The sequence below is a fragment of the Niallia sp. XMNu-256 genome, assembly GCF_036670015.1.
GTDB lineage: Bacteria > Bacillota > Bacilli > Bacillales > Cytobacillaceae > Bacillus_BD.
The window spans coordinates 3,410,242-3,425,279 of the sequence record NZ_CP137636.1 but is presented as its reverse complement, the minus strand read 5'-3'; the positions used below and the strand labels follow the sequence as shown (position 1 = coordinate 3,425,279).

Genomic DNA, 15,038 nt, shown 5'->3' with positions numbered 1-15,038 from the left:
GAAGGACAATTAAGGGAGTTGATGCGGATCAATATCCGGGAAAATTTCTGGTTTATCTGAAAAGGGAGCGAAACATGTAATTGATTCTTGTGTAAATGGATGTGTCAATTGGAGTTTGACTGCGTGTAAAGCTTGCCTAGAAAAAAGCGGTTTTCCACCGTATATAAGATCTCCAGCAAGTGGATGACCAATATGACTTAGATGGACACGGATTTGATGGGTTCTTCCGGTATCAAGCATACATTGAACAAGCGATAGGTTTCGCTTAGAATCGACCTTTACTAATCGATAATGAGTAATCGCGTCTTGCCCGCTAGATGATACTCTCCTTCTTGTGGCATGATGTCGGTCACGGCCAATTGGTTTGTGGATGGTTCCTTTTTTATTCTTGAGGATTCCATGAATTAGGGCTAAATAAGTCCTTTTAATTTCTCTTTTTTCAAGCATGTTATCTAGAAGAGCGCCAACAAAAGCGTGCTTGGCAAATAAAACCGCACCCGTTGTATCCCGATCCAATCGATGGATATGTTTGAACGCGCGGAACTCGCCCTTACTTTGCAAATAATAAGCGACTGCATTTGCTAGACTATCGTTTTGCTCTGGCGAATTGGGATGAGTATCCATTCCAGCTGGTTTATTTACAACTAAGAGGTGATCATCCTCATATAAAATGGTGATATCATAAAACTTTGCTTCATAAGGAAGAGCTTCATTTTGAAAAAAACGAATCGCCAATGTATCCTTTTTGCGTAGGAGTTGTGTCCAATCGGCTTCCTTTTCGTTTACGAACACTCTTTTTTCCATTCTTAAAGCATGTACTTGTTTTTTGGGGGCTTGCCACACTTTTCGAAATAAGTCTTGAACGGTGTAATTTTCCCATTCGTTAGGAATCGTAATCTGGAACCATTCCCCATTTCGTTTTGTTTCAATCATAAATTCTCCTTTAACTCCATCAAAGTAAGCGTTTATAGCATATAATTGTGGTGATAATTACCACCATAATAGCACACAAAAATATGTTATTCTATTACTAACTATGAAGGGCTTAAAGGTGGGTTATAATGAAAGTAGTATTTGCCTCAACTCCAGAGCAGAGAACGAAAATCATGGAGTTAACGAAACAAATCTATTGTGACGTTTTCCCAAATTATTTTACAGATAAACAAATTAGAGAATTTGAAAAGGATAACATCCTTCGTTTTTCGTCAAATCAATTTCAACAAATGGATACTTTGAAAGATGCTTATCAAGTCATTGCAAGCTTGCAAACGATCATTCATGTTTTACAAAGTGACAATGTGAGTCAATACATGGACACCTATTATAAAAACATTTCCATTTTAGAAGACTATGGGGTTGAATTCCCATTCGAATTGAAGCAGTTTGTTGATTCTAGAATGGATAAAAATGAAAATATAAGTGTCTACACAAAAGTAGCTAATGAGTTATTAGTTTAAGACTTAAAAAAATCCCTCCGTTTAAGAGGGATTTTTTATTTACCTAAAAAACAGTTTAATAAGCTTTCTTCTATTAGAACTTCTTTTAATATCCAAATGATTATAAGCTCTTACGTCCTTTATTAATTGTTAGATTTACGGTATATTTTAAGCTAAAGAATCCCTTTAATTTAAGGAGGAGTACATAGATGAATTGGAAACAGAAGGCTGAAAGATGGCTTCAGTTTGAAGGAATAGATTCAGTAGTAAAAAAACAATTAGATCAAATAAAAGATGATGAAAAAAGCTTAGAGGAAGCCTTTTATAAAGATTTAGAGTTTGGTACAGGTGGCATGCGTGGTGAAATAGGCGCTGGGACAAATCGAATGAATATATATACGATTCGTAAAGCTTCAGCAGGTTTAGCTTCATATATTGAAGGAAATGGGGAAGAGGCAAAAAAACGCGGGGTTGTCATTGCGTATGATTCTCGTCATTTCTCACCAGAGTTTGCGATGGAGACTGCGAAAACAGTAGCATCCAAGGGAATTCAAGCTTATGTATTTGATTCTTTACGTCCAACTCCAGAGCTGTCATTTGCAGTTCGTTATTTACAAGCATTTTCAGGAATTGTTATAACGGCTAGTCATAATCCGCCAGAATATAATGGTTATAAAGTATACGGTTCTGACGGTGGACAATTACCGCCTGAAGGTGCAGATGTCATAATTTCGAAAGTAAACGAAATTGAAAACGAATTATTAATCGAAGTTCTCGATGAGAAGGTTCTCAAGGAGAAAGGATTAATTAAAATCATCGGACCTGAAGTCGATCAAGCCTACAATCAAAAACTAACTACCATCTCTGAAAACCCAACGATTTCAGATGAAGTGGATCTAAAAGTCGTCTTTACTCCATTACATGGAACTGGAAATATACCGGTACGTGATGGGTTAAAAGCATTAAAATATCAACATGTATTTATTGTAAACGAGCAAGAGTTACCTGATCCCGAGTTCTCAACTGTAAAAAGTCCGAATCCTGAGGAGCATGCTGCCTTCAAATTAGCCATTCAAGAAGGCCATAAAGTTAATGCAGACTTATTAATTGCGACTGATCCTGATGCAGATCGTCTAGGGATTGCAGTGAGAAATGATCAAGGGGAATATGTTGTTTTAACTGGTAACCAAACAGGGGCATTATTATTACATTATATTTTGACACAAAAACAAGAAAAAGAAACATTGCCTAAAAACGGAGTGATGATAAAAACAATCGTAACAAGTGAACTAGGCAGAAAAATAGCGGATTCATTTGGTGTAACTACCTTAGATGTTCTAACAGGATTTAAATTTATTGGTGAAAAAATAAAAGAATATGAAACAACGGGCGAATATAAATTTTTATTTGGCTATGAGGAGAGCTATGGATATTTAATCGGTGACTTTGTCCGTGATAAAGATGCAGTACAAGCGGCCATTATGGCAACAGAGGTGAGTGCCTATTACAAGAAACAAGGCAAAAGTCTTTATGATGCTTTAATGGAGCTATTTGAACAGTATGGATATTTCCTAGAAGGGTTACGTTCTCTAACATTAAAAGGGAAGGATGGCGCTGAATTAATTCAAAAAATATTGGCGTCATTCCGAGCACAGCCTCTTCAACAATTAGCTGGTCTGGAGGTTACCGCTGTGGAGGATTATTTATCAAGTGTAAAAACTGAAATGGATGGAACAGAGAAGCCAATAGAACTTCCAAAGTCGAATGTTATTAAATACCATTTTGAAGATGGCACTTGGGTTTGTTTAAGACCATCTGGCACGGAGCCTAAAATGAAGTTTTACTTTAGCGTTACAGGTTCGAGTCTAAATGAAAGTAAGGAGAAGTTAGCAACAGTAGAAAGTCAATTTATGGAATTGGTTGACCAGAAAATTGCTGAGCTTTCAAATTAACATAAAAGGTGTCGGTACCACAGAAATGTGTGACCGACACCTTTTATTTATCAGGCTAACGGGAAGTAATTACTCCCACCTAAAGGTCTTAGTATTAAAAGAAGATAGATGGGGAATCAACTGCCCGTAAAGCTCCAGAAGTTGAACACAGACTAAGTGCGCCTACGGCAACGTCTGCGTGACCGGCATGCTGTGGCCTAAAGCTTTCCATCAGTGGGGGATGAAAGAAACACTCCAATGATGGAAGTTTCACTTTATTCAAAATTAATACATGGTTTCATACATAGAACCATAACCCATTTCTTGGTCTATGATTCCATTTGCATGTTCGATGTATCTTAGTAAAGAATATAAATGTTTCTCAATGACTCGATAATCTTTTTCAAAATTGTAAGCGTGTAGAAAATGCTCAATTTTTTTTGCTAAAAAATGGTCTTTTGTTCGAACCATGAGAATTAATAAGTTGTCCCATTCTGAGCGGTGTGTATAGTACAAAGCCCGATCGTAATCCATTTTTAACATCTACTTGCCTCCTTTACTCTAAGGAGTTAAAGATAGTATATGACCATTAACATAAAACTTACTGTGAAAATGTTGGTCATATTGCTAAAGTTAAATTGGAATAATGGCTTTTTACCCTCACATCTTAAGGCAAGTACTGTTTTACCTGTATGCTTCCGCTTTTCCTATCATGATTTTACTTGTTTTTTCATACAATTGTGATAGGGAGTATGAAGGGGGAGAAGTGGATGAATGAGACAGATCGCAAAAAGTTAGAGTATGCGATTGATGAAATCACTGAAATTGCGACAGATTTTGGGTTAGACTTTTATCCAATGCGTTATGAAATCTGTCCTGCAGATATTATTTATACATTTGGTGCATATGGAATGCCGACACGTTTTTCTCACTGGAGTTTTGGAAAGCAATTTCATAAGATGAAGCTTCATTATGACCTAGGCTTATCAAAAATATATGAACTGGTAATCAACTCTGATCCATGTTATGCATTTTTACTTGACTCAAATTCACTCATTCAGAATAAATTAATTGTTGCCCATGTGTTAGCGCATTGTGATTTCTTCAAAAATAACTCTCGTTTTAGAAATACAAAGCGTGAGATGGTTGAAAGTATGGCTGCAACGGCTGACCGTATCCGTCAATATGAAATCCAACATGGAAAGCATGAAGTAGAAGTCTTTTTAGATGCGGTGTTGGCAATCGAAGAGCATATTGATCCATCTTTAATGAGGCCAAAACTTGCATGGGATATGAATGATGTGGAGTTTGAAGAGGAAGAGGTAAAGCAATCTCCATATGATGATTTATGGGGTTTAGATGAAAGAGCGGAAAAAACGGAGAAGAAAAAAAGAATTAAAAAGCTCCCGCCACGACCTGAAAAAGATATATTATTATTTATTGAACAATACAGTCGGGAACTAGACGATTGGCAACGAGATATTTTAACGATGATGCGCGAGGAAATGCTATATTTTTGGCCGCAATTGGAAACGAAAATTATGAATGAAGGCTGGGCTTCTTATTGGCATCAACGAATTCTCCGAGCGATGGATCTCACAAGTGATGAAGCCATTGAATTTGCCAAGCTAAATGCGGGGGTTGTGCAGCCTTCCAAAACAGGCATTAACCCCTATTATTTAGGGTTGAAAATTTTTGAGGATATTGAAGAGCGTTTTAATAATCCAACAGAAGAGATGAAATTAAGAGGAGTAGAACCAGGCTCTGGTCGGGATAAAATCTTTGAAGTTCGAGAAATTGAATCGGATATTTCCTTTTTACGTAACTATTTAACGAAAGACCTCGTTATGCGTGAAGATATGTATCTTTTCCAAAAGCAAGGAAAGGAATATAAAATTGTTGATAAATCATGGGAAAATGTTCGCGATCAGCTCGTCAATTCCCGTGTGAATGGAGGATTTCCATATATAACCGTCAATGACGGCGATTATATAAAAAGTGGAGAGCTTTATTTGAAACATTGGTATGAGGGGATTGAACTAGATTTACGTTATTTAGAAAAGGTAATGCCTTATATTTATCAACTTTGGGGAAGGGCCATCCATTTGGAAACGATTAGTGAAGAAAGAACGATATTATTTACGTATGATGGGAAAAACATTCAGAGGAAATTTATCTAAATTAAGAACAGGGATGGACTGAAATAAAGGTTCATCTCTTTTTTTGTTATCATTTATTCATTTATTTTTCCTATACTAACAGGCTGAAATAAGCTAATATTAATATAATAAGCTTTTTAGATTAAGAAGAAAAAAGAGTATAATCAATCATGAATGAATTGGCAAACTTTTTCCAAAATAAAGGGGTAAGACGTGTACTTATCTTTCTTCTCATTGCACTTGTATTATATAGCATGAGAAGTATGATTGATTTTATCCTCCTTACTTTTATTTTTACCTTTCTTATGGATCGACTTTCTTCCTTCGTTTTAAAAAGAATTCCGATTAATCGAAATGTCATTGTTTTGCTTCTATATACGATTATTGTTGGTATTTTAGTTTTAGGAATTGTGAAATATTTACCAATGATTATTAACGAGATTACCCAATTGATCAAACAAGTTACAACTTTTTATCAACAACCACAAGAAGATAATATCGTGATTAATTATATCGTCAGTTTGGTTGATGGCAACCAGATTTCTCAATATATTGAACAAGGGCTTGCCTTTGTCATGAAATATTTTTCAGACTTTAGCCATTTTGCTCTTCAATTATTTTTAGCCATTCTGCTTAGTCTTTTCTTCTTATTAGAAAAGCCTAGACTACAGAGCTTTACAAGTCAGTTTAAAGATAGTAAATTAGCGCCTTTTTACCAGGAAATTTCCTTCTTTGGAGGAAAATTTGTCAGAACGTTTGGCAAGGTCATTGAAGCACAATTTATTATTGCTATCGTAAATACGATTTTAACATTAATCTCTTTATGGATTATGGATTTTCCTCAATTATTGGGTTTAGGAATTATGATTTTTTTCCTTGGACTTATACCCGTTGCAGGGGTCATTATATCACTTATCCCTCTAAGCTTAATTGCTTATAGTATCGGGGGATTTATCCAGGTGTTTTATGTTTTGCTTACCATAGCCGTAATTCATGCCATTGAGGCTTATATTTTAAACCCTAAACTGATGAGCTCAAAGACGGATTTACCCATCTTTTATACATTTATTGTTTTAATTTTTGGCGAGCATTTCTTTGGTGTTTGGGGACTAATCATCGGGATTCCAATTTTTGTTTTCTTGCTTGATGTATTAGAAGTGACCAATAAGGAAGAAGATAAAGTCGTAAATAAATAAAAAAGCTGAGGGATCTACTCAGCTTTTTTTAAATCCCTTTATCCAATTGGTAAAGTTGACGATACCGTTCATTTGTTTGAAGCAGTTCTTCATGAGATCCTTTCATCGTGATGTGACCATTGTCAAAAAACAGTACTTCATCCATTTTTTCAATTCCTATTAAATGGTGGGTCACCCAGATGATTGTTTTATCCTGTAGTGTTGTAAAAATGGTATCTAGCAACTGTCTTTCTGTTTGTGGGTCAAGCCCGACGGTTGGTTCATCAAGAATGACGATGGGTGTATTTTTTAATAAGATTCGAGCTAGTGCAATTCTTTGTCTTTCCCCACCTGAAAAACGTTGGCCGCTTTCCTCCATATTTGTGTTGTAACCCCTTGGCAGTGAATGAATGTATTGATCCAACTGAACTTGCTTAATGACCTGTTCGATTTCTTTATTCGTTGCATCTTGATTCCCTAATCGAATATTGTTTTTAATCGTTGTTGCAAATAAATAAGGCTTCTGGTTTAACACACTCACCATTTGGAATATCTCTTCGCCATATTGCCTAGGGGTATAACCATTAATATCAACCCGTCCCCTTGTAGGAGTATGGGCACCTAACAACAATTGAATAAGTGTTGATTTTCCTGCTCCACTTTTTCCTAGAATTGCAATTTTCCTGCCTTGTGGTATCACTATTGAAATTTGTTGGAGAGTATCCTTTTGTTCTCCTTCATACCGATAATGTACATCGTTTAATTGAATTGTAGCACTTGATGATACAGGGGCTTTCTCTTCAATGTCTGAACTCTCAGGGACATATTTCTTAATCTGTTCGATTCGCTTTAATGACTCCGTATAAGTTGGAAACCGTTCAATCGCATGGGAAATCGGGATTAGTGACTCGGCAATAGGGATTGTAACAAGGGTAAATGCCGCAATATAGGTTGGGGCAATTAAACCTGCATGAGCTTGATTTCCTGACCAAATTCCCATAAAGATTAATATAATCCCTGTGATCACTTGCAATTGAAAAGCACGAGATTGATTCCAATATCTAATCGTTCTGTCGATTGCATTATTTTCTTGGGTATCTTTAGTAAATTGCTTTATAAAGCGCTCTTTTTGACCGCTAATTATCCAATCACCCAGACCTAAGACCGTATCGGTTAACGTTTGATAAAGCTTGGCTCTTTTTTGTTTTTGTTGGATCTGTCGCTTTTTAAGTAGGTAAAGGGATAGCAGTGGGTAGAGGAAAACAATAATCCCTAAACAAAAGGCAATCCATAACGCAAATAACCAATCGAATACGGCTAGTGAGATAATCGCGGCTACATATAGGCTTAATCCGATCAATGTTGGGAAAATCGTCCGTATATAGACATCCTGCAAGTGTTCAATATCGTCAGATAATGTCCCAAGTAAATCTCCAGTTTGAAAACGAGAGCGAATAAATAAGGCTTGCGGCTCGATAATTGAATATAATTTCACCCTCATTTGGGAAAGGATTTTTAAAACCGCATTATGACCTGCTAATCGTTCAAAATAATGGGTGACCGCACGAGAAATACCAAATGTGCGCACAAGGACAACCGGTACATAAACCATTAAAATATTTTCAGGCCGCTCGGCAGCACGGGAAATTAAGTATCCAGAGGTAAAGGTGAGTAATGATGCTCCTAATACCGTTAGAAATCCAAAGAGAATCGCCAGTATAATGGATTTTTGATATTGTTTAAGATAGGGAAGAATATAATTTTGATAAAGCTTCATTCCATTATCCCTCCTTGCTGTGCCTGTATGAGCCGGAAATATGCACCTTTACTCGTTAATAACTCTTCATGTGTTCCCTTTTCAACAATTCTTCCATTTTCAATCACAAAAATAACATCCATTTCACGCATCCAATGTAGACGGTGGGTTGCAAAGAAGACGAGCTTATTGGCCATAAGCGGCATGATTAAACGTTTAATTTCATGCTCAGTTTCAATATCTAAATGTGCAGTTGGTTCATCAAAAAGCATAACCGGACGGTTTAAAAGCAGAGAACGAGTCAGGGCAATTCTTTGCTCCTCACCACCGCTTAATGTTCTTCCGCCTTGACCAATTCGTTCGTTTAATCCATTTGGCAATTGTTGGACTAAAGTAGAAAGCCCCGTTATCCCTATAGCTTGATTCATTTCATCTTCTTTAGCATCAGGTGCGTATAAACGGAGATTATCCGCAATCGTTCCGGCAAATATATAGGGATGCTGGGGAATGTAAGTTAGTTGGTTTTGCCAATTCTGATTTGTAAAAGAGTCTATGTTCGTTCCATTTACTGTAATTGAACCACTAGTCATGTTCGTAAATCCTGATAAAAGGTCGATGAGAGTCGATTTTCCTGCACCAGATGGTCCGATAATTCCTACTTTTTGGTTCCCAAGCACTTCAAAGTTTAACTCCTGTAAAATGAACTTGTCTTGTTCATCACCTTGTTTAGTTGCTTGTTGAACCGTTAATTTGCTTTTTTTCATTCCATTGAGGAATCTCTGTATTTGATGATTGACCCTGTGCCGGAACAGACAACATTCGGTTGATTTGCTTTCCGGCATCTTTCCCATCCATTGTGGCGTGATAATCATTTCCCAAATCCCGGATTGGTTGGAAATATTCAGGTGCCAAAATAAGAATCGTTAAGGCTGCTTGGAGGCCAATTACGCCATCAATGAGACGAATTCCAAGTTCTACTGCTACGACCGCAACAGATAAACTAGTGAAAAAATCAAGTGAAAATGAAGATAAAAAGGCAAGTCTTAATGATTTATTCGTAGCAATTCGGTACTTTTCACTGACGGCTTTAATTGCATATTTATGTGATTTACTTCTTCCTAAGTATTTTAACGTTAAGAGTCCTCGTAAAGAATCAACAAAATGGCGTGACAATAATTGATAGGAACCCCATTGTGCATTCGCGTATTTCTGTGCAACAAGACCGAGTAAGATTAAGAAAGCAATTAAAATAGGCATAGTCAGCAAGAGAACAATACCAGATAGCACATCAAATGCAAATACATAAATAAGAACGGCAATCGGAATGACCATCATCGAAATGGCCCTTGGAATAAAAAGTTCCAAATAGGTTCGAAATCCGGGAATTCCCTCTAGAGCAAGGGTGATCATGTTTCCTGATCCTTTTTCGCGGATTCCACGCGGCCCTAATTCGAATAATTTGCGAATAAATTGGCCTTGGATATTACTAGCCGTTTTCTCAGCAAACCGGTAGCTCAGTCTTTCCTTTATCCATTGAATAAAATGCCGGATGATATAGGAACAGGCAAAACCTAGAAATAAGGGAAGGACAGCAGATGATGCTGTCCCATCAAACATATATGAAATCGCCTTTGCCAAAAATACGGCTTGTGCAATAATGGTAATCCCTTGTAACACCGTTAATATTCCAACGATGAACATATGAGGTTTAATCCCTTTATAGCGAAAAAGATATTTATCCATTAATATTCTAAATGCTCCTTAGGAGTTACGCGTTTTCTGAATACATAGTAACTCCAAATAGTATAAGCAAGAACAATGGGAACCATTGTTAAAGCGACAATCGTCATGATTTTAAGTGAATACTCACCAGAAGCTGCATTATAAACCGTTATATTATTGGCAATGTCTGTTGAACTAATCATGACATTCGGGAACAATGCAATAAAGAACGATGCTGTGACAAGAATAATAATTAAACCAGTAGCTGTAAAACTATACCCTTCTTTTTTATTCTTTAGTAATGTGAATAGGGCTAAGTATAGAATAACAGCAACTCCATAAAGTGGAATTAAGATATTTCCTCTTTCAGCAAGGGCATTTGTATAAACGCCAGTTAACACGACAAATAAAATAATGACTGCTCCCAGCGGCAAGTAGATTTTTTTCGCTTGGTCATTCGCACGTTTTCGAATGTCTCCATCAGTTTTCAACTGGATAAACATTAAGCCATGCATATAGCTTAATAACACAACGGCAATTCCGCCAACAACGGTGTAAAGGTTAACGATATCAAAAAATCCAGCCGTCATATTCATTTCGGCATCAATAGGTACACCCTTAATTAAGCTAGAGCAAAGAACCCCTACTAAAAATGGTGGTAATAGGCTGCCATAAAGGATCGATAAGTCCCAAGTTTTTTTCCATTTTAAAGATTCTAACTTTCCTCTAAATTCAAAGGCGACCCCACGCGCGATAAGGGCTAGTAATAAAACAACAAAAGGCAAGTAATAACCACTGAAAAGAGTAGCGTACCAATGTGGGAAAGCAGCGAACATGGCTCCCCCAGCAGTAATTAGCCATACTTCATTCGCATCCCAGAAAGGTCCGATCGAATTGATTAGTATTCGTTTTTCAAGTTCATTTTGAGCGAGAAACTTTGTACTCATTCCTACCCCAAAATCAAATCCTTCTAAAAACATAAATCCAATGAATAGGACAGCGACAAGAATAAACCATAACTCACTCAGTTGCATGTTCAAACCCTCCCGTACTAAATGGATCAGTCGTGCCATGGTCCACTTTTTGTTTTTCATAAGGTCCATCTTGTACTACTTTCACAAATAATTTAACCATCGCAGCTGCTAAGAGGGTATAAATTAATGAAAAAGCAACAAGTGAAAAGAGAACAGAACCCGCTGAGACTGTTGGTGAAACCCCATTTGCTGTTTTCATTAATCCATTAACAATCCATGGTTGACGGCCAATTTCTGACATAATCCATCCAAAAGTATTAGCGATAAATGGTAAAAATAAGGTTCCAAACATGATTTTTAAATATGTGCTTTTATGAACAAGTGTACCTCGGCTGTTCCAATAAAGTCCGATGATACTTAATAAGATGAGGAGTCCGCCAATTCCTGCCATAATTCTAAAGCTCCAGAAAGTTGTTTTTACTGGTGGAATATAATCCCCTTCTCCATATAATTCCTCATATTGGGATTGAAGTGAATTCATTCCTTCAACTTTTCCTTTAAACTGACCATAGGCTAAATAGCTCAGTGCATAAGGGATTTCTAATTTCATTGATGATTCTTTGTTTTCGGTATCAATATTGGCAAATACTGTCCAAGCAGCCGGATCGCCACTATCCTCATATAAACCCTCAGCTGCAGCCATTTTCATTGGCTGTGCGCTCATTAGATAGGTTGATTGAGAGTGTCCAGAAAAGGCGATTCCTAGACTTGAAACCATACCAACAATTAATCCAATGGTCATGGAACGTTTGAAGAAATCAAGATTCCGTTTTTTCAAATAATACCATGCACTAATTCCGACAACAAAAAACGCCCCAGTACCTAATGCTCCAAAAATAACGTGTGGGAAAGCGACTAATAATTTAGGATTTGTTATAATTGCTAAGAAATCATTTGTTTCAGCACGTCCGTTTTGAATCACATAGCCAACTGGATTTTGCATAAACGAGTTTGCTGTTAAGATCCAAAAAGCCGAGAGCATTGTAGAGATTGCTACAAGCCATATACAGGCTAAGTGTAACTTTTTAGATAATTTGTCCCAGCCGAAAATCCATAGTCCAATGAAGGTAGATTCAATAAAGAAAGCTAAGAGTGCTTCGATGGCGAGTGGAGCCCCAAATACATCCCCCATGAATCTAGAGTAGCTGGACCAGTTCATCCCAAATTGAAACTCTTGGATGATTCCAGTTACAACTCCGACAGCAAAGTTGATGAGGAAGAATTTCCCCCAAAATTGTGTCATTTCTTTGTAAACCTCTTTTTTCTTGACGAGATACAATGTTTGCATAATTGCAATAATGAATGCTAAACCAATGGATAATGGTACGAAAATGAAGTGAAAAATAGTTGTTGATGCAAACTGTATCCTTGCTAACATAAGACTTTCCATTTCTTTTTACCTCCTTACAATCTTTAATTTTAATTTTTTCTATCTTTACTATAGCAAAAAGGTCATGCGACTTTATGAACACTTTGCGAATATATTTTTACAAATTTGGCAAATCGTAGAGAAAGTGACGATGATTGTTGACGGATGCTGATTTTGTGTATTTTGAGTCATGCTTAGGAAAAACAAAAAACCTCCTTTAACCATATTGGTTAAAGGAGGTTTTACTATTTTCATATAGAATTAGAATTTGCATGATACTAGCAACAGCAAGTTGTTTCATCTATTAAAATGCTTTTGATTGAGCTAATGGAACATGAGAGGAGAGATTGTTATCACCATTTATCGTAATGGATAGATGATCTTTTTCCTCTTGTGCTTGCGTTCTTGTCACTTCGACATATTTGATATGATGCTCTTCCATATCAATAATTTTAAAGGAATAGTCACCAAGCTGGATCATATCTCCTTGTTTGGCTTCATAGTTCTCTGTTAAAATCCAACCGCCGATTGTATCAATATCTTCATCATTAATATCTAAGCCAAGTAGGTCATTTACCTCACTGATAAGTACTTTTGAATCGATTATAAAGTGCTCATCTTTAAGTTTTCGAATTTCCGGTATTTCATCTGTATCAAATTCATCACGAATTTCGCCCACAATTTCTTCAATGATATCTTCGACAGTAACAAGACCTGAAGTACCACCATATTCATCCATTAGAATTGCCATATGGATGCGTTCTTTTTGCATCTTAACAAGTAAATCATGGATAGGAGCACTCTCAATCACCCTAATAATAGGCCGTATATAAGGTTGAAGGGTTTTTGACTTTAGGTCTTGAACATTTAAAATATCGGTTAATACTTCTTTTAAATTAATTAATCCAATAATATGGTCTTTGTCTCCGTCAATGACTGGATATCGAGTAAACTTTTCAACATGGACGATCGAAAGAAACTCTTCTAATGTCTGGTCCTTTGAAAAGGAAACGATCTCTGTTCTTGGAACCATAATTTCTTTTGCAATTCGATCATCAAATTCGAAAATTTTGTTAACATACTTAAACTCAGATTGGTTGATTTCGCCACTTTTATAGCTGTCCGACAAGATCATTCTAAGTTCTTCTTCTGAATGTGCTACTTCATGTTCCGAAATACGTTCCAGCCCAAAAAAGCCAGTAATCATTCGAGCTGAACCATTTAATAACCAAATAAACGGATACATCATCTTATAAAAAGCAATTAATGGACGTGATAATAATAAAGTCATCATCTCTGCTTTTTGAATTGCTACTGTTTTAGGGGCCATTTCCCCGACAACCACATGTAAAAAGGTCATGATCGCAAAGGCAATCGCAACAGATAAGATAGTTGTTAATGAACTAGGAAGATGAAAGAATTGTAAAATTGGAAGCAGGATGTGTTCGAATGTTGGTTCTCCAAGCGCACCTATTCCTAGAGCCGTAACCGTAATCCCTAATTGACAAGCAGATAGGTATTCATCTAAATTTGAAATTACTTTTTTGGCTGCGACCGCCTTTTTATTTCCTTCTTCGATTAATTGATCAATTCTTGACGTTCTTACCTTAACAATAGCAAATTCAGAAGTTACGAAGAATGCCGTTAAAGCAATTAAAATGGCTATAATAACCAAGTTTAATATGTCCAAATAGATTTCCTTATCCTGATAACAGGAAAGGAGTCACCTCCTGATAATATAAAAATAATTAATCAAATTCACACCGACAAGTTTGCACATGGATTTTTTCACGCCTCAGACCGCTACATCCTTATGTCTAGCCTAACTAGGACGTCCTGTCCGTCGACGTGCCTGTTTGTTAAAATGCCAATAATAAAATCCGAGGCATCCGCCGGTGGCTTGACTTCATTCAGCAGGGGTGTATACTCCGTTGAATTATTTGCTTACAGAAGTTAGGTACTTCCGCTGAATGAAGTCAACTTGTTATTCTCAAAAGCGATTGTATAAGCGCAGCGCCTTCTTCATTTAGTTCCTTTGACATCGGGTCTTTTTTGTATTGATGGATAATCGGTAATAGATCGGATAGATCGTTTTTTAACTGCTTAATTTGGATCGTTACCGTTTCCATTTGTTTCTCTACTTCATTTTTCTCCAAGGATTGATTATTTTCCTTCAATTGCAGTTTTCTTTTTATTTCATGTAAGGGTAGATGCATTTTTTTATATTCTTCGATTTGTTTTAGAAGGACTAATGCTTCTTCGTCGTAAATTCGGTAATTACTTTCTGACCGTTGTGCTTGTAATAGACCTAAGCTAGTATAATAATCAATTGTTCGCTTGGAAACATTGGCGGCTTTGGCTAATTCCCCAATACGGTAAAATACCCCATCAAACCACTCCATTTCTTGTGTGCTTTTTTATAAATTATAAAGTAGAACAAACTATACAGTCAAACG

11 protein-coding genes and 1 pseudogene are annotated in these 15,038 nt (G+C 36.5%); 4 read left to right on the top strand and 8 right to left on the bottom strand.

Annotated elements, in window-relative coordinates; translation table 11 throughout:
* Window positions 1-9: 9 nt before the first annotated feature.
* On the bottom strand, window positions 10-933 hold the full coding sequence (locus R4Z10_RS17360; RefSeq protein WP_338470548.1) for an RluA family pseudouridine synthase: 924 nt from the start codon (window positions 931-933) through the stop codon (window positions 10-12).
* 128 nt (window positions 934-1,061) lie between these two features.
* Here R4Z10_RS17360 and R4Z10_RS17355 point away from each other — a divergent pair, with 128 nt between their 5' ends.
* Entirely contained in the window at window positions 1,062-1,457 is a 396-nt protein-coding gene (locus R4Z10_RS17355) for a DUF5365 family protein (RefSeq protein ID WP_338470547.1), read from the top strand.
* Between the two features lie 188 nt (window positions 1,458-1,645).
* On the top strand, window positions 1,646-3,388 hold the full coding sequence (locus R4Z10_RS17350) for a phospho-sugar mutase (protein WP_338470546.1): 1,743 nt from the start codon (window positions 1,646-1,648) through the stop codon (window positions 3,386-3,388).
* Window positions 3,389-3,652: 264 nt separating this feature from the next.
* Here the strand turns inward: R4Z10_RS17350 and R4Z10_RS17345 are convergent, their stop codons facing one another.
* Complete coding sequence (locus R4Z10_RS17345; RefSeq protein ID WP_338470545.1) at window positions 3,653-3,910, bottom strand: YhdB family protein; 258 nt, start codon at window positions 3,908-3,910, stop codon at window positions 3,653-3,655.
* Between the two features lie 227 nt (window positions 3,911-4,137).
* Here R4Z10_RS17345 and R4Z10_RS17340 point away from each other — a divergent pair, with 227 nt between their 5' ends.
* Window positions 4,138-5,547, top strand: coding sequence for a SpoVR family protein (locus R4Z10_RS17340; protein ID WP_338470544.1), 1,410 nt, complete (start codon window positions 4,138-4,140; stop codon window positions 5,545-5,547).
* A 149-nt stretch (window positions 5,548-5,696) separates the two neighbouring features.
* On the top strand, window positions 5,697-6,722 hold the full coding sequence (locus tag R4Z10_RS17335) for an AI-2E family transporter (protein WP_338470543.1): 1,026 nt from the start codon (window positions 5,697-5,699) through the stop codon (window positions 6,720-6,722).
* A gap of 28 nt (window positions 6,723-6,750) precedes the next feature.
* On the opposite strand, the gene cydC is transcribed toward R4Z10_RS17335, so the two are convergent.
* The 6 genes and pseudogenes from cydC to R4Z10_RS17305 form a co-directional block, all read right to left on the bottom strand.
* Window positions 6,751-8,478 carry a thiol reductant ABC exporter subunit CydC gene (gene cydC, locus R4Z10_RS17330; RefSeq protein ID WP_338470542.1) on the bottom strand — a complete coding sequence of 576 codons (1,728 nt, stop codon included), beginning with the start codon at window positions 8,476-8,478 and terminating at the stop codon, window positions 6,751-6,753.
* Window positions 8,475-10,200 (bottom strand): annotated as a pseudogene (gene cydD, locus R4Z10_RS17325) (thiol reductant ABC exporter subunit CydD). Before cydD ends, cydC begins: the two are co-directional and overlap by 4 nt.
* A complete protein-coding gene (gene cydB, locus R4Z10_RS17320; protein WP_338470541.1) occupies window positions 10,200-11,213 on the bottom strand; it encodes a cytochrome d ubiquinol oxidase subunit II in 1,014 nt (337 codons plus the stop codon). The pseudogene cydD and the gene cydB overlap by 1 nt, the downstream one beginning before the upstream one ends.
* Window positions 11,200-12,603: a cytochrome ubiquinol oxidase subunit I gene (locus tag R4Z10_RS17315; protein ID WP_338470540.1), complete on the bottom strand. Its 1,404-nt coding sequence runs from the start codon at window positions 12,601-12,603 to the stop codon at window positions 11,200-11,202. The genes cydB and R4Z10_RS17315 overlap by 14 nt, the downstream gene beginning before the upstream one ends.
* 283 nt (window positions 12,604-12,886) lie before the next feature.
* Window positions 12,887-14,272, bottom strand: a complete 1,386-nt coding sequence (locus tag R4Z10_RS17310) for a hemolysin family protein (RefSeq protein ID WP_338470539.1) — start codon at window positions 14,270-14,272, stop codon at window positions 12,887-12,889.
* A gap of 286 nt (window positions 14,273-14,558) precedes the next feature.
* The gene (locus tag R4Z10_RS17305; RefSeq protein ID WP_338470538.1) at window positions 14,559-14,984 is read right to left on the bottom strand and encodes a MerR family transcriptional regulator; all 426 of its coding nucleotides are present in this window, start codon (window positions 14,982-14,984) and stop codon (window positions 14,559-14,561) included.
* Window positions 14,985-15,038: the final 54 nt, after the last annotated feature.

Excerpts from the sequence above, each read along its gene's own strand:
- R4Z10_RS17360 (WP_338470548.1), bottom strand. The coding sequence starts at position 933 with ATGATTGAAACAAAACGAAATGGGGAATGGTTCCAGATTACGATTCCT.
- R4Z10_RS17355 (WP_338470547.1), top strand. The coding sequence starts at position 1,062 with ATGAAAGTAGTATTTGCCTCAACTCCAGAGCAGAGAACGAAAATCATG.
- R4Z10_RS17350 (WP_338470546.1), top strand. The coding sequence starts at position 1,646 with ATGAATTGGAAACAGAAGGCTGAAAGATGGCTTCAGTTTGAAGGAATA.
- R4Z10_RS17345 (WP_338470545.1), bottom strand. The coding sequence starts at position 3,910 with ATGTTAAAAATGGATTACGATCGGGCTTTGTACTATACACACCGCTCA.
- R4Z10_RS17340 (WP_338470544.1), top strand. The coding sequence starts at position 4,138 with ATGAATGAGACAGATCGCAAAAAGTTAGAGTATGCGATTGATGAAATC.
- R4Z10_RS17335 (WP_338470543.1), top strand. The coding sequence starts at position 5,697 with ATGAATGAATTGGCAAACTTTTTCCAAAATAAAGGGGTAAGACGTGTA.
- cydC (WP_338470542.1), bottom strand. The coding sequence starts at position 8,478 with ATGAAGCTTTATCAAAATTATATTCTTCCCTATCTTAAACAATATCAA.
- cydB (WP_338470541.1), bottom strand. The coding sequence starts at position 11,213 with ATGCAACTGAGTGAGTTATGGTTTATTCTTGTCGCTGTCCTATTCATT.
- R4Z10_RS17315 (WP_338470540.1), bottom strand. The coding sequence starts at position 12,603 with ATGGAAAGTCTTATGTTAGCAAGGATACAGTTTGCATCAACAACTATT.
- R4Z10_RS17305 (WP_338470538.1), bottom strand. The coding sequence starts at position 14,984 with ATGGAGTGGTTTGATGGGGTATTTTACCGTATTGGGGAATTAGCCAAA.